We start from the raw sequence: 20,577 nt of genomic DNA on the forward strand, positions 1-20,577 counted from the left end.
GTTACGGGATTGGTGCCTCGCTCGCGGCGGCATTTCCCGCAATCCAGCCGGTAGTCCAGCATGCCTGGAAGTTGAATCCTCCGGTAACCGCGTCTATATCAAGCAGTTCGCCCGTGAAATAGATATTCTTGTGAAGTCTGCTTTCCATAGTTGAAAAGTTGATCTGTTTTAAGGAAACTCCGCCGCAGGTTACAAACTCTTCCTTAAAGGTGCTTTTGCCGTTTGCCTGCAGTTTCTGGCAGCAGAGCAGACCGGAAAGAACATGCAGTTTTTTCTGTGATATATCTTTCAGCTGCAGCGATTCGGAAATCTCCGCACTTTCAAGAAACCGTTTCCAGAGTTTTATCGCCAGTCCGTAAGGTGACCTGGCGGAGAGCTTTTGCACCGGCTGATCCTCTTTCAGCTTAAGCAGTTCAGAATATACCTGATCCTGGTTTCTTCCGCTGAGCCAGTTTACGGAAAGAGTGAACTGGTAATTTATTTCATTCAGAATTCTTGCACCCCAGGCAGAAAGTTTAAGAACGGCCGGTCCGCTTAAGCCCCAGTGAGTGATTAGCAGCGGTCCGGATTGTTTCAGTCTGGTTCCCTCGACCGAGACGACTGCATCTGGCACAGAAATACCCTGAAGTCCTTCAAGGAATGGAGCGGTAATGTTAAAGGTGAATAATGAAGGAACCGGGGGTTCAATTTGATAACCAATCTCAGCCAGAATTACCATCAGACCGGAAGAACTTCCGGCTGACAAAATTACCCGGTCTGCTGAAAATTTTTTACCGCCGGTAAACTCTAATTCCCAGCCCGATTTTCCTCCGTCCAGCGGGGTTAGGCATGATAACTCCTGTTGTGTTTGAACTGGTACGGACAAATTTTCTGTTCTTTCCAAAAAACAATTGATAATCTCTGCCGAAGTGTTTCCGGATGGAAACATTCTGCCGTCGGATTCGGCAACGATCTTTACCCCAAACCTGCCAAACCATTCGATGGTGTCTTTGGGCTGAAACCGGGTAAAGGGGGAGAGCAGCTCTTTACCGCCTCTGGGGTAGAATCCGGTCAGCTGGCGCGGGTCAAAACAGGCATGGGTTACATTGCATCTGCCTCCTCCTGAAATCCTCACTTTTGAGAGCAGTTTGGTGGTTTTTTCGAATAGTGCTACCTCGCTAGCCGGACTGGCCTCTTTTGCGGTAATTGCCGCAAAAAAGCCTGAAGCTCCTCCTCCGATGACGGCTATTTTTGGCATACTCTGCTCAACACGGAAAAACCTGAAATTTCATGCAACAAATATAACCCCGCCAATCAGGAATTGAATCCGGATGCCGGAGGATAACGGATTGAGTTTTTATGTAATTTAGAGTATTAGAAATAATCTGCTTTGGCAGTCTGTCACCTTTATGAAAAGGAGAATAATCATGAAAAAAGTTTTCCTGTTCCTGCTATTAACCGGAGCCTTGTTTGCACAAAACACACTTACCGGACAAATCCATGGTAAAGTTATTGCGGGCAATTCATATGTCTCCGGTGCTTTGGTGGAAGCATTCGGGCTCAGCCCTGCTTCGGGGGACTCTATGCTGTTTACTGCAACTTCGGGAAACACCGGTGATTATAGTTTCCCGGCACTTCCTTCGGGTATATATTATCTGAAGGCAAGATATAACGGCGCATCTTCCCAGCAGGCCGGACCTTTTGCCATTCAGCCTGGTATAATACTTCAGAATATAAATCTCTATCTCTCCTCAACCGGAGTAATCACCAATTCCGTTTCAGGTATCATCTTTGATGCTGTTACAAATACCCCAATACCGGGTGCGGCTGTTACCTTAACCGGTAATGCTGCAGGTATTATATATAGAACGCAGGCAAATATTTCAGGGGAATACAAATTTCAGAACATCACCCCGGGAAGCTATCTGCTTGAAGCTTCAGCGCCTGGATATCAGACAACTTCACTTCTTGCCTACCTGAATATCCAGAACGGCACGTTTCTGACCGGTGTTAATATGGCCCTGATGCCTGTTACTACAACAGGTGTTTTTTTCGGAGGGCATGTAAGAGAAGGCGGGATGATTACTGTGGTTATTCCTATTCCCGGTGCACACATCTCTCTCATGCGGCTGAGCACAACGCCCGACTCAATTACCTTCCATGCTGTATCTGATTCAACCGGCAGATTCAGATTTCCGGTAGTTCCGACAGGGACCTACCGCTTGGTTGCTGAGAAGTCGGGGTATCTGAGGAAAGTGGTTGAAAATCTGCAGATAACACAGAATACTGATAATTATATCATTCCTCTGGAACCGCAGGGAACCAATACCGGCGGAAAAGTTAAAGGAACGGTTTCTTTTGACGGCACTAACCTTCCGGTCGCACAGGCAAAAATTGAATTTCTTCCTCTGAACATGCCTCCGGCCGCAACGAATTTTGTTGCCTTTACAGGACCTGAGGGAAGATATGAAAAACAGCTTCCTGCAGGAGCGTATGTTGTCTCCTGTTCATATATCAACTCTGCGGGGGTTGTATATAAAGAGTATTTCGACAATAAACTGCAGGTAACCGAAGCTGATATTGTAAGTGTTCTCCCGGGGCAGGTGAAGGAAAACATCAATTTCGGAATTCCGGGTGTTCAGAATCCGCCAATGGTTGTTCTGAAAGGTACTGTGCGTGACACGGTAAATAATCCTGTTCCTCAGGCAATGGTTACTCTCTGGATACTTAATGATTCTCTGCGTCTGACTACCATGAGCGGACCTGACGGCAATTATCATTTTTCACTGACTAATCACCCCGCAATGAATGTCGGCTACAGAGTTTCCGCGCAGAAAGAAGGATTCAAAGCAGAGTTTTATAATAACAAGCCAACTTTTGCTCTGGCCGATGTTATTGTCATTCATGGCGATACCGTTGTTGCCGGAATAGACTTCTCACTTGAGCCGCTTCTGAGTCCTGGCCCATCATCAATAAGCGGATTTGTTTATCAGGAGGACGGAACAACCCCGATTGCAAATGCTTTTGTGATTGCATCAAAACGCCCGACAGGCGAAATTCTGTTTACCTTCTCAGGCGGAAACGGTTCATACAGTTTTGCCAATGTAAGCCCGGGAGGATATTATATACTCTTTGCCGCGACAGGATTTGTTCCCGAGTTTTATAATAATGCACAGATGTGGGAACAGGCAGCCCTTATACCGGCATCAGGTGCTGTTACAGGAATTAACGGAACACTCGCGGCTATTGTTTCGAATAATAACCCTGGTATTGTTGCCGGCACGATCACTACAGCTGAGGGGCAGCCTCTTTCTGAAGTCTATGTCTCAGTCGTGAATGAAACCGGACAAGTGATCGGATACGCATTCAGTGATGCTTCCGGAAATTATTCTGTGACCGGACTTGCTCAGGGTACCTATACGGTTCAGGCAAGCAAGGTACAGTTTAACAGTTTCAGCCAGAATATGGTATATAATCCTGATGCAGGTCTGACCCATCTTATGAATATATCACTGAGCTCTTCACCGGCAGATATTGGTTCAGATGATGGTGATATTCCGGAGAAATTCACTCTGCTCAGCAACTATCCGAATCCCTTCAATCCGTCAACGGTAATTGAGTTCACGCTTGCCGGGAGGAGTGATATTACCCTTACGGTATATGATCTTTTTGGAAGAGAAATCGCAGTACTCGCTTCAGGCAGTTATTCAGCAGGCAGACATACTGTTTCATTTGACGGCAGCAATCTTTCAAGCGGAGTATATATCTATAAGCTTAGCAATGGCAAGGGACAGAATATAACGAGAAAGATGACACTGCTGAAATAATTATGAATTATTAAGTATTAGATAACGAGTTAAATTCTTTGCAAAAGTGAAAGAAAAATTATATGAGTTTAGGCAACCTTACTGAGAATAGCCGGTAACTCTAATTCCCGTATATAAAGACCACAAGGAATCGTGCTGAGTCCCAGTTTTGTTATATGGTAACAATGGGTATTCGGCACTTTTTCTATAAGGTTGTGTTTTCTCAGACGAGTTAGTATACGTGATACTTTTGCAGAACTGTAGTTATCACCGAGATTCTCACGCAAGGTTTTGTTTCTGATTCCATTGAGGGCATTACTACCACAATGAACAGCAATAAGCACATCCTGTTCCTGCTTGTCAAAGAAGTTTATCCCTTTAACTGAGCGGCCATTATCTTTGAGGGGATTGCTGAGTTGTTCTAAATTCATTCTCCCGGCTGAGGTATCATCGAAGGAGGCAAGAAAATCAAGGTATCTGCTGTTTACCGCTGTACACTCTTTCCTGAGCGGATGGATACTGTAAATACTCTTTTTCATCTCTGCTTTTTTCCAGGTGATTGTTCCCTGACGGGTTTTCACCATGCGATAGATTCTAAATGCTTTGATATTATTCACCGTCGTCTCAATGCGGAGAACTCCTGGAGCTTTATCATACATTTTAACACTATTTGCACCAATAGCGTGCTTAACGCGAGTTCCATGAATCATTTTATTATAATGAGTAGTGACTTCCTGTTCATAATGAGCAGCAAGCGACCGGTTAAAAAAGGTAGCTATGTTACCTGGTTTGACCAAATGAATACATCTGAGGATTAATTCGTCGTAAAGATGTTTCATTCGATGCTTGTCCTTGAAGACAATATCGGTGGCATATTCTGCCTGAGTAAAAGTCCACTCCGGCCACTGGCGATATTCGGCAAAAACCGGGAGATATCGCCGCATAAATGCTTTCAGCCCGGAGTGTAAATTACCTGCACTGATTTTATCACTGAGTTTTTGTGCTTTCTGAAAATCACTTAGGTAGGTAAAGACATTATCCTGAAGAATATACATGATCCGGTTCTTACGGAGTTTATAAGCCAGAAGATTATGACCGTTAAAATACAACTGAACTTTGCAAGGCAGCCAGGTAGGAATACGAATAAAGCAAAGTCCAAGATATTTATCTAAGAAATACAAATAATAATGCAGGCATTTTGAGGATCGCGCACGAACATCTCCGGTATGAGTGATCTTGTTCCAGGTGGTCTGATATCCGTCGCAAGATTCCATAATTGAGAAAATCGCAACAATGCCTTGCTTGAGGTTCTTTTCAGAAATGATTTTTTTGACTGTATTTTCTTTGTTGACCAGTCTCGGACTCCTGATATAGACAATAGGAACCCGGGTTTTTGCACTAAGAGTCTCCATTTGTGCATTAATTTTATCACGGACGGATTTAGCAAATTTCGTATAGTCCACAAACTTGATCTTGTGTTTGAGCAAAAAAAATTTCATTGCTCCCGGATATCTCCAGCCTGGCATTGTTCCACTGATAATAATCCGGTCAAAACAACTTACAACACCGAGAATATTGTCTTTATATTTTTCCAGAAAAGCCGAGAACATGAGAATCCTTTTGCAATTGAGTTCTCTATATTACGAAAATTACCGTGAATTTACGTGCTTACCATTTTGGTTCTGGCTACGCCAGCGTATGAATTATGAATTGCTCTAATCGGTAATTTCTAATTCAAAAAAAGCCCTGGCTTTGCAGCCGGGGCTTTTTGTTTTGCTTAATTTAAGATAAAGACGATGCAAATACTGACCGGATGTTTTACTGGCCGCAGATTTTTTGCATTTGCGTCGTCTCAGGGGGCTAAGGGGAAAGCGGCTTTTGGGTTTTACGCAGGTACTCGCTTAGACGACGCAATGGCATGAACTTCGATAAAAATAAGAGTTGCGTTAAGCGATTGCATCGTCTTTACTTTTATACTCAGCAACCTTCTGTAAAGACGATGCAAATGCTAACCGGATGTTTTACTGGCCGCAGATTTTTTGCATTTGCGTCGTCTCAGGGAAGAGCGCGGAAGGGGGCTTTTGATGCATCTCAGGGAAGAATGAGAGGAGCTGCTTTTTAATGGTTGACACGTACGCGCGTAGACGACGCAATCGCATGAACTACAATAAAAATAAGAGTTGCGTTAAGCGATTGCATCGTCTTTACAATTTATTACAGGTATTCTATGAAACACCGATGAATATGAAATGAGTAATCTCTTTAAATCTGCAATTCATAATTCATACTTCATAATTCATTTGTCGTATGTAATCCGGTATATTTTATTAGCGTAATCATCGGAAACCAGGATAGAGCCATCCGGCAGCTGTTGAATATCAACCGGCCGTCCGGTTGTTTTTTCATTCTGCATCCAGCCGTCAGCAAATGTTGTATATCCCGTGGATTTGTTCCCATCCAGAGTTACTAAAGTAACCCTATAGCCAATCTTTTTGCTCCGGTTCCATGAGCCATGTTCAGCAATAAATATCTGATTCCTGTATTTTGCCGGGAACATGCTGCCTGTATAAAAACGCATGCCAAGAGCCGCCACATGAGGACCGAGCTCCTGCGCTGGTCTTATGAAGGAGTCAAAATCAGCGTTTTTCCCAAAATCAGGATCAATTATGTTGCTGCCATGCAAAAAGGGAAACCCGAAGTGCATTCCTTTTTTGGGCGCGTGGTTAAGTTCATCCGGCGGTATATCATCACCGAGCATATCTCGTCCGTTATCAGTAAACCATAGTTCGTTAGTTTCCGGGTGCCAGGAAAAACCCACGGTATTTCTTACGCCATGGGCAAAAACTTCCAGTTCGCTTCCATCCGGATTCATTCTCATAATGGAGGAATAGCGTTCATCCTCTTCAAGGCAGACATTACACGGAGCGCCTACTGGTATATACAGTTTACCGTCCGGTCCGAAAGCGATAAATTTCCAGCCGTGATGGGTTTCTTTAGGGAAATCGTCCCGGATGACCACAGGTTTATGCGGGGAGGAGAGTTTGTTTTCAATATCATCATACCGAAGGATTCTGTTCACCTCAGCCACATAGAGAGAGCCGTTCCTGAACGCCACACCGTTGGGCATAAAGAGACCGGAAGCAATCGTATATACTTTGTCTGCTTTATAATCCTTGTCTTCATCCACAAGCGCATAAACACTGCCGCCGGAACGGTTTCCCACAAAGAGCACACCCGAGGGGGAAAGTGTCATAGAGCGGGCGTTTTTTATGTTATCAGCATAGACGGAAATGGAGAATCCCTCCGGAAGTTTTATGTGGCTCAGTTCATTACCGGAGTCCACCCGGGGCTCTTCACCCCTGCAGTTAAGTGAGAGGAACATCATTAACGGAATCAGTAATCGTATCATATTCATGGCGCATCCTTACATGAGAGTTGGAAAACAGTATTTGTAAGTTATGCAATGTTTCTCTAATTTGCCAGACCAACAAACTATCAGTTAACTAAAAAGAGGCCCAAATGAGAACCGTTCTTTCGTTGTTCGTGCTGTTTGTTTTTCTGAGCGGAGAGATTTTTTCGCTGCCAAGATTTTCTGTAAGATCCGGGGGTAAGTGTATTGACTGTCATGTGAACCCGACAGGGGGTACCATGCGTAATGAGTCCGGCTGGAAATGGGGAAAAAACAATCTGGTAATGTGGAAATCTGACGGTGAGGAATCCTCCCAGGCAAGCAACATGATCGGGGAGAATGTTTCTTACGGACTCGATTTCCGTACTCAGTATCTCTACTCACAGGAGCAGGGGAAATCTGATTTTCAGAATATGACCGGTTCCCTTTACTTTAATGCCGAGCTGAATGATAAGATCAGTCTTTTCGCGCGGAATGATTTTGTATGGGGCATCTGGGAGGCCTACGGTATAGCGAATATATTCAAAAGCGGATATATCAAAGCAGGCGTGTTTACCCCTAATTACGGCATCCGGCTGGATGACCACACCGCCTACACCAGAGGCGGTGATCTGGGACTTACTCACACCAGTTCCGGTGGTCTTATATATGACCCGCGTTACCTTGAGACTGGTGTTGAATTTGGTTATAACTTCGGCGAACTGGCTTTCGCAACCATGAGCATCGGAAGACAGGGGGGATTTGCTTCAGCCGCTCCTTTTTCTAAAGACCCCAGTTATACTGCCCGCGTGGAATTTACTCCTGAAGTAAGTGATAACTTTACCTTTATGGCAGGGGCGAATTATGCCTCGCACAAGCAGACTCTGTTCCCGGGGTGGAGAGATTACAGTTATGCCGGCGGATTCCTCGGATTCGGCGCTGCAGGATTCACTCTGCTGGCTGAGTATGATATCGCAAGCAACTACCGCGCTGCAGATACCACATCAAATGTAATGATGGTGGAGCTCAGTTACAAAATAAAACGCGGACTTGATGCGGTTGTCCGTTATGACCGCTACGACAGAAATACAGACGGAGAGGGAGATGTTACCTCACACCTGATTGTGGGTCTGGAATATTTTCCTGTCAGTTTTATGGAGATCCGTCCGCAGTTCCGTCTCTTTACGGCGGATGACCCGACAAAAAAGAATTCAGTTGTGCTGCAGTTTCATTTTTGGTACTAAAATTAATTAGTAGTTAGTAATTAGTAATTAGTAATCAAAGTGATTTGAAATATATTTTATATCGTTTTGAAAATATCAATAACTAACATCTGCCGGCGTTATCCGGAGAGAAATAATTTTAAAGGATATATATGAGTGACAGAAATTTGATTAACTGGTTCGAAATTCCCGCGGTGGGTTTTGAACGCGCGTGTGGTTTTTATTCAAAGGTTTTAGGTGTTGAAATTGAAAGAACCAGCATGGGAGAGTTCAAGATGGGTATGTTCCCTATGTCCATGAGCACGGTATCAGGAGCCATAGTAACCGGCGAGGGTTATATTCCTTCGACGGAGGGTTCGTATATTTACCTGAATGCTAACCCTGATCTTAATGATGCTCTCGGACGCGTTGAGGCTGCCGGGGGCAAAATTCTGGTTCCGAAAACCCTGATTACTCCGGAACATGGATTTTTTGCCATCATTATGGATACTGAAGGGAATAAAATCCACCTCCATTCAAGCAGTTAATTTCCGTGATGCCAGGCCCCCTGTGGTTATTCCGGGGGGCTTTGCTATTTTTGCACGTTAGTTTTTGCTCACAATACAGGAATCAGATGGAACCCCGACAGTACATTCAGGGGATACTGAAAAGATTACATACAATTAAATCAGAAATTACTGAACTTGCCGCACCCCTCACCGCAGAGCAGTTAAACTTTAAACCTAATCCTAAAAGCTGGAGCATAGCCGAAGTTATGGAGCATATCATAACCGCTAATGCCACTTATTTTTCAGGAATTGCAGAGCTTATTTCCTCAAATCCCTCATCAAAAGCTTCCGGAACCTATTCCCATAATCTGATGGCAAGGATGATGGTTTATTTCCTTCGCCCGGATGGAATGAAACTCCCTGCTCCGCCTGTATTTGAGCCGGAAAGCAGTCACCTCGACCAGCATATAATCCAGCGACTCGAGCAGAATTTCAGGGAGATTGAATCATTCATCGAGGATGCAAAAGAGATGGATCTGGTCCGGCTGAAGATGCCTTCCCCGGCGCTTAGTCTTCTCTATTTTAATCTTGGCGGGGTATTCGATATTCTGGTTACCCATGCTGAAAGACACTATAAACAGATGAAGCGCGTTCTGGCTGCGGAGGGATTCCCCCGTTGAATGACCTGAATTCAAAGCTTCTATTAAATGTTACCCTGCCGGGAATGATCGCGGGAATCCTCGAACTGACAGGATATTTTGATGACTTTATCTGGCTTTTCTGGATTGCCTACTGGGTTTTTGCGGGGTATGTTATAAGCCGCCGCCTTAAAAAAGGGCAGTTCCTTCACGGTATGATTGCGGGGGCAGGGGCGTATGCTCTTGCTGTTGCAATTAAATTGCTTGGTTACGAGATGTATATCGAAAACTCCTCTGCCGCAATGGCGCTAATCAGTGCCCTGCCTGAGGATGTTAACCCCAGGATTTATATTGCTTCCATGGGGCTTATTGTATCAGTAATCAGCGGAACCGTTACAGGCTTTTTGACTTTAGCAGTTTCAAAATTGAAAGGCTGAACTTTCCCCTTAACTTGGATATCAGATAAGTGGTATAATATTCTGACAGTTTTCGAAATCACTCCTGTTTTCCGACTGTCACAAGGGTCCAAATGGCAGAGAGAGTTGCTTTTATTGGTATTCATAGGGTGTAATCATACATTCTGACATTAGTTAATCAGGCAGCGCTTACACCTGCCTGACCGGGCAGGAATTCTTCATTGTTCCTTCTTCATTTGTCGAATCATTTTGAAAACAAGATTTAAAACTCTCTTTCTGATAGATACCTGTATCCTTTCCGCATTCCACCCATCACTTTTACCCTGTTCTGAGCCCTTTTTACTTCTCAAAAACCACAAATTTGGGTAATTTTTGAGTTCATTTTCCGGCAAAATTAACTGATGACTGAAAACCAGGATAACACACAACGAAAAGTTTCGTTCCTTAAAAACATCCCCTTCCTTTCAAACCTGACACAACTTTTCTCCGGTGAAAACGGATCACGATGGCCATTTTCCAAAAGGGTGACCCTTGTGATTTCCGGAGTGCTTCTGACAGGGCTCATCCTGCTCACGGTATATATCATCTTCCCCGGAGTTGATCCCTCAGTGCCTTTATATAAGGTGAAGAAGGATAAATTCCTTGTGACGATTACCGAGAGCGGGGAACTGATCGCAAAGAATGCTGTGTCGGTTTCATCTCCCCGTGTGAGGGGAAATCTGAAAATCGTGTATCTGATTCCTGAGGGCTCGTATGTGCAGCCCGGTGATACCATTGTACAATTTGATCCTACCGAAGCGCTTAACAATCTTAGGGAGGCGGAATCACGGCTTGAGGTTGCAATTTCCAATAAGGATAAACTGGTTGCCAATCAGCTCAGTCAGATGACACGTCTGGAGTCTGACCTGAAGAGCGCTGAGCTTTCTTACGAACTCTCAAAACTGAATCTTGAGCAGCTGAAATTTGAAGCTGAGATTAAGCAGCAGGAAGGACAACTTCAGTTAAAGCGGAATGAACTCTCTTTTCTGAAAGCAAAGCAGGATCTCGCGTCGCAGAAGATTGTTCAGAAATCCGAACTGAATAATGTGGAGATTGATGTTCAGCAGAAACGCACCGATCTGCAGCGTGCTGAACGTGATCTCGCAATGCTTACTCTTACTGCACCCAAGGAAGGCCTGGTCGTATATGAAAATAACTGGGCTACAGGAAGGAAAATAGCCATCGGTGATACACCCTGGCAGGGAATGACTCTTATAACCCTGCCTGACCTGAGCGAAATGCAGAGTGTCACCTATGTAAATGAGGTTGATGTGAGCAGAATCCGAAAAGAGCTTAATGTTGAAGTGCGGCTTGATGCATTCAGGGATAGTTCATTCCCGGGATATATCGGCTCTGTTGCGGCACTCGGCAAGGCTAAAGACGGCAATTCAGCGATTAAAGTATTTGAAATTGCAGTTAATATCAGAACTCAGTCAGAAATTCTGAAGCCCGGAATGACCACATCCAACCGGATTATTATCAGTGAAGTACCTGATGTGCTATATATACCGCAGGAAGCAGTCTTCCAGAAACACGGCGGCCACGTGGTTTATCTGAAAAGAGCAACGGGATTTCTTGAGCAGGAGGTAACGCTTGGTGAACGGAATGAAGATTATATCATCGTTACAAAGGGGGTCAGGTCAGGAGATGAAGTAGCTCTCAGAGACCCGACCATAAAAGAGGATGAACCGCTTCAGCCGGCTGACGGAAAGACCTCCGCTTCAAACGGGAATGAATAGATGAACCGGACTGAACTGCTTAAACTGGGGCTCGCGGGGCTTCTTGCCAATAAAACCCGCGCGGGACTCACCATGCTTGGCATCATCTTCGGTGTTGCTTCCGTGATAGCAATGATGTCAATAGGCGAAGGTGCACGCGTTGAAACTCTGCAGCAGATTGAAATGCTCGGGACGAACAACATCATCATTAACAGAATTGACAATCCTCGGAGAACTCCGGGTGCCACAGTTGCTTATTCACCCGGACTGGTAATTAAGGATGCTGAATCAATTCAGGATATCAACCCCTTTGTTGAATCTGTAACTCCCGCACGTTTTCTTATGCTTCGTGTGCAATACGGCTCCTTTGCTGATGAGATGCAGATTATCGGCACAACAGAGGAATATCCCAATACCTTTAACACGCGATTGCTGGCAGGCAGTTTTTTCAAGGATTATGATCTTGAATCCGCTGCCAATGTCTGCGTGATCGGAAGCGGCATCAAAGAAGAAATTTTCCGGTTTGAAGACCCGCTCAAAAAAAAGATAAAAATTGCCAACTCATGGTTTACCATAATCGGAGTGGCTGCCCCAAAGAATATATCCTCAGCGGGGATGAAGAGTTTCGGACTTCGTGATTTCAATAAAGATATATATATACCCTTCAGCAGCATGGCCAGCAAACTGGAAGAGCCCGCCGAGTCAGGAGGAAGAAGCATTACCATTACGCGCGGGAGGGGACGGATGAATAATGAACAGGAAGCACCAAAAATTGACAAAAATTCAGTTGATCAGCTTACAGTTAAGGTAAAGAACTCCGATCAGCTCACCTCAGCCGCTGATCTTATCAGAAGGCAGCTTGAGCGCAGGCATTATGGAGTGCGGGATTTTGAGATGATACTTCCCGAGCAGCTCCTTGCCCAGAAGCAGAAAACCCAGCGGATATTTAATATCGTCATGGGTGCCATCGCGGGTATATCATTGCTTGTCGGGGGAATCGGCATTATGAATATCATGCTTGCGAACATCCTTGAAAGAACCAAAGAGATAGGAATCCGGCGGGCGATTGGTGCAACCAGGGATGATGTGCTGTATCAGTTCCTGTTTGAAGCTTTGCTGATCAGCATAACGGGGGGAATAGCGGGAATTGTTCTGGGTTTTGTGCTGACCAGTCTTATATCCACGTATGCTGAGTGGAAAACGGTCATATCCATGCTTTCTGTTATTATTGCTTTTATTGTATCAGCGGCAACCGGTGTGATTTTTGGTATATACCCGGCTAAAAAAGCTGCTGATAAAGATCCGATCGAGGCCCTCCGTTATGAATAAGTTTCCCCTTCCAGATATGTTCAGTTTTTCAGCCGCAAGAGTTTTATCTCTTATTGTGGTTTTTGCAGTTACTTCCGGTGCACAAACTCTGCTCACACTTGAAAAATCAATAGAAATTGCTCTTTCTCAGAGTTATGCAATCCGCTCAGCCGGGCTTTCGCTGCAGAGTTCAAAAAAGAACCTGGAAGCTATTGAGATGGGGATGATGACTTCGGTAAATCTGGAATTTGATCTGCCGCGATATTCCAATAATCTGAAAAGCCAGTTTAACTCCGTTACCGGAGCAGAGCAGTTTTATGAAGTCGGCAATACACAGCTTGAAGGACGGCTTTATTTTAATCAGCCGATTGTTTTTTCCAACGGTACATTCTCACTTATTGGTTCAATCTTCGGACGCGATCAGTTCAGCGGTGATAATCCTGTAACCCGGGATTATTATTCCAATTTTTCCCTCCGTCTGCGGCAGCCGTTATTCGGGTTTAATACACTCAGCTCTAATCTTGAGAAAGCCCAAATCAACCTTGAGAAATCAGAGCGGAATTACAACCGTTCCAAATCAGAAATCGTTTACAGTGTAACATCTGCTTTCTTTAATCTGTACCAGGCAAAAAAGCAGCTTGAAATTGCGGCTGAGAATGTAAACCAGAGCAGTGTTTCTTACACAACTGCGGAAAATAAATTCAAAGCGGGACTAATTGCAGAAGTAGAAAAACTGCAACTTGAAGTTGATCTCGCATCAGCGAAAAATGATATGCTGAGTGCTGAGAACAGTTATTCTGAACTTAAGGATAATTTCAAGTTACTGATAGGCCTTCCCCTGGATGAAGATATAGAGCCGGAAGGTGAAATTACGTACACGGAAATTCTGGTTGATGAAGAACTTGCTGTGAATTCAGCGCTCAAGAACCGCTCTGAAATCAGAAACTCTCAGCTTGATATTGAACTCAGCCGGCTTTCGGTTGAAGAAACAGAAGCACGAGGAAGAATATCCGGGCTTCTGGTTGCCAATTACGGGATAAATAAAAATGATGAGAAGTTTAATGCAATCTTCCGAAATCCGGCTGAAGACCGGGGCGTGACTTTCACTCTGTCAATACCGGTGTGGGACTGGAATCAGAATAATTTGCAAAGTGAGGCGGCTCAGGCAAATCTTGAACTTTCACGCCTAACCGCTTCAAATCAGGAGCAGTCCGTACGCAAAGAAATCACAACAGTGCTCAGTAAAATTAAAGCTGCCAAAGCCAGGGTTGAAGTTCTCAGCAGAAGCGTGGAAGTAGCTCAAAAGGGTTTTGACATTTCCATGGAGAGGTTTAAATCAGGAAATATAACCAGTTTTGATCTCTCACAGCAGCAGCTCCGTCTTACCAATGCAAAGCTGAACTCCCTGCGTGCACTGATTGACTATAAACTGACGCTGGCAGATCTGAACCGGAAGACACTGTACGATTTCGGAAAATAAACGGTTTTTCCTCCGGCATTGGTATAAATTCCTCATTTTAAGCTGTTTACACACCCCTCTGCCAGGAATCGCGTGACCGATTCAATTGGAATTCACCCCCTGCATCGCTATTTTTACGGGTTAAATTAGACTTATTATCCCCGAACTAAACGGAAATTCAAATGCTGGAACTGCAGAGAACAATTAAACATCCTGTTTCGATGGCGGGTGTTGGGCTCCATACCGGAACCAACTGCCACATGACATTTAAACCCGCTCCAATTAATTACGGAATCCGGTTTGTCAGAACCGACCTGGGAGGTAATCCGGAAATTCCTGCTCTCGCGGATCATGTTGTTGATATTTCCCGGGGCACAACGCTTGCAGTCGGGGAGGCAAAAGTTTTTACTGTGGAGCATGTTTTAGCCGCAATCGTGGGTCTGCAGATTGACAATATTATCATTGAACTTGACGGCATTGAACCTCCCATAGGAGATGGCAGTGCTCTTCCTTATGTGAACCTCCTGCAGAAAGCTGAATTTGTTGTCCAGGATGCCCCCAAGGATTATCTCATCATTGATCAGACTGTTGTATATAAAGACGAAAACAACCAGGTTGATATTGTGGGACTTCCGTTGGATGGTTACCGGCTTACCGTAATGGTTGACTATCAGAACCCCGCGCTCGGAAGTCAGCACACCGGTCTTTTTGATCTTGAAAAGGAATTCGTCAATGAATTTGCACCGGCAAGAACTTTCTGCTTCCTCAGTGAAGTTGAGTCTCTCTCAAAAGTCGGCTTAATCAAAGGCGGAGATATTGATAATGCAGTAGTGATTGTTGATAAACAGCTTAATAACAGTGAGCTGCAGGATCTTGGCAAAAAACTTGGCATTGAGCAGGAAATCTCACTTGGTGATAATGGTATCCTTAATAATAAAGCGCTCAGATTCAGAAATGAACCCGCCCGTCATAAACTGCTTGATTTGATGGGTGATCTTGCACTGATAGGTGTTCCCTTTAAGGCACAGATACTTGCCGCGCGCCCGGGACACAAATCTAACGTTGAATTTGCAAAGCAGGTCAGAAAACTTTATCAGCAGAAAAAATTAGTAAAGAAATATCAGCATGTCCGTCAGGAGGGTGTTGTATTCGATATCAACGCGATTCAGAGAATACTTCCGCATCGTTATCCTTTTCTGATGGTTGATAAAATAACCTCACTTGATCTTGATCAGAAAGTTACCGGAGTAAAATCCGTCACCGTAAATGAGCCGTTCTTTCAGGGACACTTTCCTGGAAGACCGATCATGCCGGGAGTAATGATTATAGAAGCAATGGCTCAGGTTGGCGGTATTCTTCTGCTGAACTCATTCCCGAATCCTGAAGAAAAGCTGGTTCTTTTTATGCAGATTAATAATGCAAAGTTCAGAAAGCCGGTTGTGCCCGGTGATCAGCTTGTGCTTGAAGTTGAAATGGTTCAGAAGCGAACCCGTTATGTGGTAATGGCAGGCAAGGCGATAGTTGATACAAATCTTGTTGCAGAAGCGGAGTTTGTTGCTGCAATAGTTGACAGAAATCAGGCATAAGGAGCAAAGCATCATGGCAGAGATTCATCCGTCTGCAATCGTCTCATCAGAGGCAAAACTTGGCGAAGGTGTGGTAGTTTCCCCGTTCGCTATTATTCACGGAGATGTTGAAATAGGAGACGGAACATTTATCGGTCCCGGAGTTAATATATATGACGGCGCAAGGATCGGCAGGAATGTAAAAATCTATCAGAATGCCTCCATTGCCCACAGGCCTCAGGATCTGAAGTTTGCCAATGAAGAAACGTATTTATATATAGGCGATCAAACCGTCATTCATGAATTCGTAACACTTCACCGGGGAACAAAAGAAACCGGCAAAACGGTCATAGGGAGCAATGTTCTGCTTATGGCCTACTCACATGTCGCGCATGACTGTCACATCGGCAACCGCTGCATTCTGGCAAACGGTGTGCAGATTGCCGGACATGTGCATATTGATGACTGGACGATTATCGGCGGTCTTACTCCGGTGCATCAGTTCTGCAAGGTGGGTTCACACGTAATGATCGGCGGAGGTTTCCGTGCAGTTCAGGATGTGCCGCCATTCATTCTTGCCGCAGAAGAACCGCTCAGATATGAAGGCATTAATATCGTTGGTTTAAGAAGAAGAGGATTTACCGCGAAAGATATTGAGGATATTAAAAAAATGTATGCTATTATCTATGATCCGCACAATAATGTTACTCAGGCTGTGGATATGATTAAAGAAATGTTCCCCGGCAATCAGCACGCAAAATTGATAACGGACTTTATCGCCTCAAGCACGCGCGGACTTGTCGGTAAAAAAACAGGCCGTGAAAGAAGATAACAGACTGCTTTCCCGTTTTACCTGGGCGATTTCAGATTCTCCGGCGCAGACCGGAAGAAAAAATATGGAGGAGGATGAAATTCTTTTTGCTTCAGTTAAACCGGGCGAAGCATTCCTGCGCTTGTATACGTGGACTCCCTACTGTATATCACTCGGTTATAATCAGTCTGAAGCTATACTTGATCATGAGCAGCTTGCCAAAGACGGCATCGAATATATACACCGCCCGACCGGCGGAAAAGCTGTCCTGCACGCTGAAGAACTGACCTACGCAGTGGTGCTTGGCCTGACCGAACGGATTCAGCCGGGGCTTATCTATGAAGAGATTAATCATGTGCTCGCAAGTGGACTTGCCGGTTATGATGACCGGCTGCAGGAGTGCGGGCTTGAGGAAATTCAGCCGGATCTGAGAACTCATGCACTGCTGCCCGAAGGGGATGCCTGTTTTTCTGTTCCGGCAAAAAGTGAACTGAAATTCCGCGGAAAAAAAATTTGCGGCAGTGCCCAGCGGTACGGCAGATATGCAGTGCTTCAGCATGGTTCTTTGCTGACCGGCGGATTTCATCTGCGGCTCCCGCAATACCTTAACACCTCAGATGAAGTAAAAACAAAAATATACAGCAGTCTTACGGCATCCGCTTCCGATCTTGGAACCATAATCGGAGAGGAGATAGACATGAAGCGCCTGCGTAAGGCAATTATCCAAAGTTTTATGAATGCAACGGAGCCGGCGGTTACCCGGCTGCAGGAAATAACAGAAAGTTAATATGAGCAGCACCTCAGGACAGTTCAGAAAAGTCACAACAAAAACCTTTACCCTCATGAAAAAGAAGGGTATTAAGATTTCAGCTCTTACTGCTTATGATTTTATCACGGCAAAACTACTGGACAGTGCAGGCATTGATCTTTTGCTTGTTGGTGATTCCCTCGGAAACGTATTTCAGGGGAATGAAACCACACTCCCCGTAACCATGGATGAGATGATATATCATACCAAAGCAGTGGCAAAGGGAGTGCAGCGCGCAATGGTTATTACGGATATGCCTTTCATGTCGTATCAGCTCAGTGTGGATGAAGCATTCAGAAACGCAGGCCGCATCATGAAAGAAACTCCTGCCGGCGGTGTTAAAATTGAAGGGGGAGAGCGTGTTGCAGAAACGGTAAGAAAAATCACCGAAGCGGGAATCCCGGTCATGGGACATATTGGCCTCACTCCCCAGAGTATACATCAGTTCGGAAGTTACCGTGAGCGCGGTACTTCGCAGGAGGAAGCAGATGAGATTATCAGTGATGCAAAAATCCTGGAACAGGCAGGCGCTTTCTGCATCGTGATTGAAAAGATTCCCGCAATGCTTGCTCAGAAGATATCTGAATCCATACAGATTCCTACTATCGGAATCGGGGCAGGGCCTTATTGCGACGGACAGATACTTGTTACACCGGACATGCTGGGACTGAATAAGGACTTTAAGCCGCGTTTTGTCAGGCATTATCTGCATATGGCTGACCAGATTGACGAGGCAATAAAGCAGTATATCACTGACGTGCGCGCGAAAGAATTTCCTTCGGAGTCGGAAAGCTACTGATGAAATTGTTTTTCCTCCGCTTCGCAAATCTGGCAGCAATGCTTCTTCTTTTTCTTTCCTTGCCTGTGCAGGGGAAAGAAACATTGTATGAAATTTACCGTCAGGCGGGTGAAGTCACCTCCATTGTGCAGTATGGTGACGAGATATGGATCAGCTCCTATGGAAAAGGGATTCACTACTATAATCTGAAAACAAAAGTATGGAACTCATTTTCAACCGAACAGAAAAATATTGATAATGATTTCTTCTACTGCGTGGCAGTCAGCGAATTATATATCTGGGGTGGTACCAGCGACGGGCTGATGATTTACGACCGTAAGCGGAAGGCCTGGCGTAAAAGAAAATTTGCTTCAGGGGGCGAATATGGAAACTGGATACGTTCTCTTCACTATGATAAAGAACAGGGGATTCTCTGGATCGGCAGATTCGTGAATCTGACACGTTTTGATGAGAAGAAAAACAAGTTTGACGATTTTGATCTTACGCAGAACAAACTTGCCGGTTCTAATAATATTAAAGTAATAAAACCCGAGGGGGAGAAATATCTCTGGATCGGGACGGAATCAGGTGTATTTCTCTACAATAAAGCTCTTGAACCATCCGACCGTTCAGCATTGACCTTTTATTCAAACAAGGGGAATGGTTTCAGAGGGGAGGGGGAGTCAGTCTCCATTGCTGATATACTTCCGGAAGATAAGTATGTATGGTTTGCTACCGAGGAGTTTATCACTCCGGACCAGCCCGATTTTAATCTTGGCGGTATATACCGCTTTAACCGGAGGGCAACCTGGGATAAGTTTGACAAAAGGACAGGTCTGAAAGCAAACGGTATAAGTGCGATTGCCCGGATGGGAAGAAATATGTTTGCGGCACAGTACGTCTTTGACAGTAATTCAAAACAGGGAGTGGGAAGGGGAGTTACCATGTTTGACCGGATAACCGGAAAACCGCTTCAGTTTGACCCTGAAGAAATTAAGCTTGAGACCAATGATGTTTCACATCTCTACTTTGATGGTGAACATCTCTGGATCGGAACAAAAATCGGACTGTGGAAAGTAAAGATGAACAATGCTTTTGCCAATCCCGAATTCCGTTCAGGCAGACAGATAAGCAATAATAAGAAAAATAACTGATCAGGTATGATAAAAAAAATAGAAACAAGCCGTCTGGAAGAATTACGCAAAGCATTTGACGGAAAAAAAATTGCAGTCATCGGGGATATGATGCTGGACTGTTATATAACAGGAACCACAAAAAGGATTTCTCCGGAAGCTCCCGTTCCTGTTGTTGAAATTGAAAATGAATTCAGCCGGTTCGGCGGTGCGGCAAACGTAGCGCTGAATATTGTTAAACTCGGCGGTATTGCGCTCCCGTTTGGCGTTATCGGTGAGGATACCTACGCTGATATGTTCTCGGATCTGCTTTATGCTTCAAATATCAGTTCAGACGGACTGATAAGAACCAAAAGCCGGCCGACTACTGCAAAGACCCGTATCATTGCGCATCATCAGCATGTTGTGCGCATTGATAAGGAAAGCACGGAGCCGATTGACGCGGAAACAGAAAGCCGTCTGCTTAAAGCATTTGAACAGATTGTGGCAGATGTTGACGGCGTGATTCTTCAGGATTACAACAAGGGAGTTCTTAATGAGTCGTTCATCACAAATGCAATATCGCTTGCCAGAAAACACAAAAAACTGATAACCGTTGACCCAAAGTTCAACAACTTTTTCGCTTATAAAGATGTGACCGTATTCAAGCCAAACAGAAAAGAAGCTTCGGACGTTCTTAAAATGAAAATAAAGAACCCGGAAGATGTGGAGAAAGCATGCTCGCTGCTTATGCAGAAGCTTAATGCTGAATATATACTCCTGACGCTTGGTGAAGAAGGTGTTGCAGTATTTAACAAGGAAGGTGTTGTGAAACGCATGCCGACCAAAGCAAGAAAAGTGGCAGATGTATCAGGCGCCGGTGACACGGTAATATCAACCCTTACCATGGCACTCAGTGCAGGAGCAACCATTGAAGAAGCCTGTTATCTTGCCAATTATGCCGGCGGACTGGTCTGCGAAGAGGTTGGTATCATCCCCATTGAAAAAGATAAACTATTTACCGCGGTGGAGGAAGACTGA

17 protein-coding genes are annotated in these 20,577 nt (G+C 44.7%); 14 read left to right on the forward strand and 3 right to left on the reverse strand.

The features are described from left to right. Nucleotide 1: 1 nt before the first annotated feature. Nucleotides 2–1,237 carry an NAD(P)/FAD-dependent oxidoreductase gene (locus tag HRU80_06215; GenBank protein QOJ28488.1) on the reverse strand — a complete coding sequence of 412 codons (1,236 nt, stop codon included), beginning with the start codon at nucleotides 1,235–1,237 and terminating at the stop codon, nucleotides 2–4. Nucleotides 1,238–1,406: 169 nt separating this feature from the next. On the opposite strand from HRU80_06215, the gene HRU80_06220 reads away from it, so the two are divergent. After that, nucleotides 1,407–3,806 (forward strand): carboxypeptidase regulatory-like domain-containing protein, encoded by a 2,400-nt coding sequence (locus HRU80_06220; protein ID QOJ28489.1) that lies wholly within the window; start codon nucleotides 1,407–1,409, stop codon nucleotides 3,804–3,806. A 68-nt stretch (nucleotides 3,807–3,874) separates the two neighbouring features. Here the strand turns inward: HRU80_06220 and HRU80_06225 are convergent, their stop codons facing one another. Together HRU80_06225 and HRU80_06230 are read right to left on the reverse strand one after the other, a co-directional pair. Next, entirely contained in the window at nucleotides 3,875–5,395 is a 1,521-nt protein-coding gene (locus HRU80_06225; GenBank protein ID QOJ28490.1) for a MarR family transcriptional regulator, read from the reverse strand. Between the two features lie 686 nt (nucleotides 5,396–6,081). Continuing rightward, nucleotides 6,082–7,200, reverse strand: a complete 1,119-nt coding sequence (locus tag HRU80_06230; GenBank protein ID QOJ28491.1) for a sorbosone dehydrogenase family protein — start codon at nucleotides 7,198–7,200, stop codon at nucleotides 6,082–6,084. Nucleotides 7,201–7,304: 104 nt separating this feature from the next. On the opposite strand from HRU80_06230, the gene HRU80_06235 reads away from it, so the two are divergent. The 13 genes from HRU80_06235 (at nucleotide 7,305) to rfaE1 (ending at nucleotide 20,577) form a co-directional block, all read left to right on the forward strand. Further along, nucleotides 7,305–8,417, forward strand: a complete 1,113-nt coding sequence (locus HRU80_06235) for a hypothetical protein (GenBank protein ID QOJ28492.1) — start codon at nucleotides 7,305–7,307, stop codon at nucleotides 8,415–8,417. Nucleotides 8,418–8,548: 131 nt separating this feature from the next. Further along, entirely contained in the window at nucleotides 8,549–8,923 is a 375-nt protein-coding gene (locus tag HRU80_06240; protein QOJ28493.1) for a VOC family protein, read from the forward strand. Between the two features lie 86 nt (nucleotides 8,924–9,009). Beyond that, the gene (locus HRU80_06245; GenBank protein ID QOJ28494.1) at nucleotides 9,010–9,564 is read left to right on the forward strand and encodes a DinB family protein; all 555 of its coding nucleotides are present in this window, start codon (nucleotides 9,010–9,012) and stop codon (nucleotides 9,562–9,564) included. Continuing rightward, a complete protein-coding gene (locus HRU80_06250) occupies nucleotides 9,561–9,959 on the forward strand; it encodes a hypothetical protein (protein ID QOJ28495.1) in 399 nt (132 codons plus the stop codon). Before HRU80_06245 ends, HRU80_06250 begins: the two co-directional genes overlap by 4 nt. A gap of 380 nt (nucleotides 9,960–10,339) precedes the next feature. Continuing rightward, entirely contained in the window at nucleotides 10,340–11,716 is a 1,377-nt protein-coding gene (locus HRU80_06255; protein QOJ28496.1) for an efflux RND transporter periplasmic adaptor subunit, read from the forward strand. Continuing rightward, the gene (locus HRU80_06260; protein ID QOJ28497.1) at nucleotides 11,717–13,024 is read left to right on the forward strand and encodes an ABC transporter permease; all 1,308 of its coding nucleotides are present in this window, start codon (nucleotides 11,717–11,719) and stop codon (nucleotides 13,022–13,024) included. Further along, complete coding sequence (locus HRU80_06265; protein ID QOJ28498.1) at nucleotides 13,017–14,483, forward strand: TolC family protein; 1,467 nt, start codon at nucleotides 13,017–13,019, stop codon at nucleotides 14,481–14,483. Before HRU80_06260 ends, HRU80_06265 begins: the two co-directional genes overlap by 8 nt. A 161-nt stretch (nucleotides 14,484–14,644) precedes the next feature. Beyond that, on the forward strand, nucleotides 14,645–16,048 hold the full coding sequence (locus tag HRU80_06270; protein ID QOJ28499.1) for a bifunctional UDP-3-O-[3-hydroxymyristoyl] N-acetylglucosamine deacetylase/3-hydroxyacyl-ACP dehydratase: 1,404 nt from the start codon (nucleotides 14,645–14,647) through the stop codon (nucleotides 16,046–16,048). Between the two features lie 13 nt (nucleotides 16,049–16,061). After that, nucleotides 16,062–16,859: an acyl-ACP--UDP-N-acetylglucosamine O-acyltransferase gene (lpxA, locus tag HRU80_06275; protein QOJ28500.1), complete on the forward strand. Its 798-nt coding sequence runs from the start codon at nucleotides 16,062–16,064 to the stop codon at nucleotides 16,857–16,859. Further along, nucleotides 16,846–17,625 carry a hypothetical protein gene (locus tag HRU80_06280; GenBank protein ID QOJ28501.1) on the forward strand — a complete coding sequence of 260 codons (780 nt, stop codon included), beginning with the start codon at nucleotides 16,846–16,848 and terminating at the stop codon, nucleotides 17,623–17,625. The genes lpxA and HRU80_06280 overlap by 14 nt, the downstream gene beginning before the upstream one ends. Before the next feature lies 1 nt (nucleotide 17,626). Beyond that, complete coding sequence (panB, locus tag HRU80_06285) at nucleotides 17,627–18,445, forward strand: 3-methyl-2-oxobutanoate hydroxymethyltransferase (protein QOJ28502.1); 819 nt, start codon at nucleotides 17,627–17,629, stop codon at nucleotides 18,443–18,445. Further along, entirely contained in the window at nucleotides 18,445–19,578 is a 1,134-nt protein-coding gene (locus HRU80_06290) for a hypothetical protein (GenBank protein QOJ28503.1), read from the forward strand. Before panB ends, HRU80_06290 begins: the two co-directional genes overlap by 1 nt. 6 nt (nucleotides 19,579–19,584) lie before the next feature. After that, the gene (gene rfaE1 / locus HRU80_06295) at nucleotides 19,585–20,577 is read left to right on the forward strand and encodes a D-glycero-beta-D-manno-heptose-7-phosphate kinase (GenBank protein ID QOJ28504.1); all 993 of its coding nucleotides are present in this window, start codon (nucleotides 19,585–19,587) and stop codon (nucleotides 20,575–20,577) included.

The sequence above is a fragment of the Ignavibacteriales bacterium genome, assembly GCA_015709675.1.
GTDB lineage: Bacteria > Bacteroidota > Ignavibacteria > Ignavibacteriales > Ignavibacteriaceae > H2-BAC3.

Bases quoted from the DNA above. Each gene is read 5' to 3' on its own strand.
- HRU80_06215 (QOJ28488.1), bottom strand. From the start codon at position 1,237: ATGCCAAAAATAGCCGTCATCGGAGGAGGAGCTTCAGGCTTTTTTGCG.
- HRU80_06220 (QOJ28489.1), top strand. From the start codon at position 1,407: ATGAAAAAAGTTTTCCTGTTCCTGCTATTAACCGGAGCCTTGTTTGCA.
- HRU80_06225 (QOJ28490.1), bottom strand. From the start codon at position 5,395: ATGTTCTCGGCTTTTCTGGAAAAATATAAAGACAATATTCTCGGTGTT.
- HRU80_06230 (QOJ28491.1), bottom strand. From the start codon at position 7,200: ATGAATATGATACGATTACTGATTCCGTTAATGATGTTCCTCTCACTT.
- HRU80_06235 (QOJ28492.1), top strand. From the start codon at position 7,305: ATGAGAACCGTTCTTTCGTTGTTCGTGCTGTTTGTTTTTCTGAGCGGA.
- HRU80_06240 (QOJ28493.1), top strand. From the start codon at position 8,549: ATGAGTGACAGAAATTTGATTAACTGGTTCGAAATTCCCGCGGTGGGT.
- HRU80_06245 (QOJ28494.1), top strand. From the start codon at position 9,010: ATGGAACCCCGACAGTACATTCAGGGGATACTGAAAAGATTACATACA.
- HRU80_06255 (QOJ28496.1), top strand. From the start codon at position 10,340: ATGACTGAAAACCAGGATAACACACAACGAAAAGTTTCGTTCCTTAAA.
- HRU80_06260 (QOJ28497.1), top strand. From the start codon at position 11,717: ATGAACCGGACTGAACTGCTTAAACTGGGGCTCGCGGGGCTTCTTGCC.
- HRU80_06265 (QOJ28498.1), top strand. From the start codon at position 13,017: ATGAATAAGTTTCCCCTTCCAGATATGTTCAGTTTTTCAGCCGCAAGA.
- HRU80_06270 (QOJ28499.1), top strand. From the start codon at position 14,645: ATGCTGGAACTGCAGAGAACAATTAAACATCCTGTTTCGATGGCGGGT.
- lpxA (QOJ28500.1), top strand. From the start codon at position 16,062: ATGGCAGAGATTCATCCGTCTGCAATCGTCTCATCAGAGGCAAAACTT.
- panB (QOJ28502.1), top strand. From the start codon at position 17,627: ATGAGCAGCACCTCAGGACAGTTCAGAAAAGTCACAACAAAAACCTTT.
- HRU80_06290 (QOJ28503.1), top strand. From the start codon at position 18,445: ATGAAATTGTTTTTCCTCCGCTTCGCAAATCTGGCAGCAATGCTTCTT.
- rfaE1 (QOJ28504.1), top strand. From the start codon at position 19,585: ATGATAAAAAAAATAGAAACAAGCCGTCTGGAAGAATTACGCAAAGCA.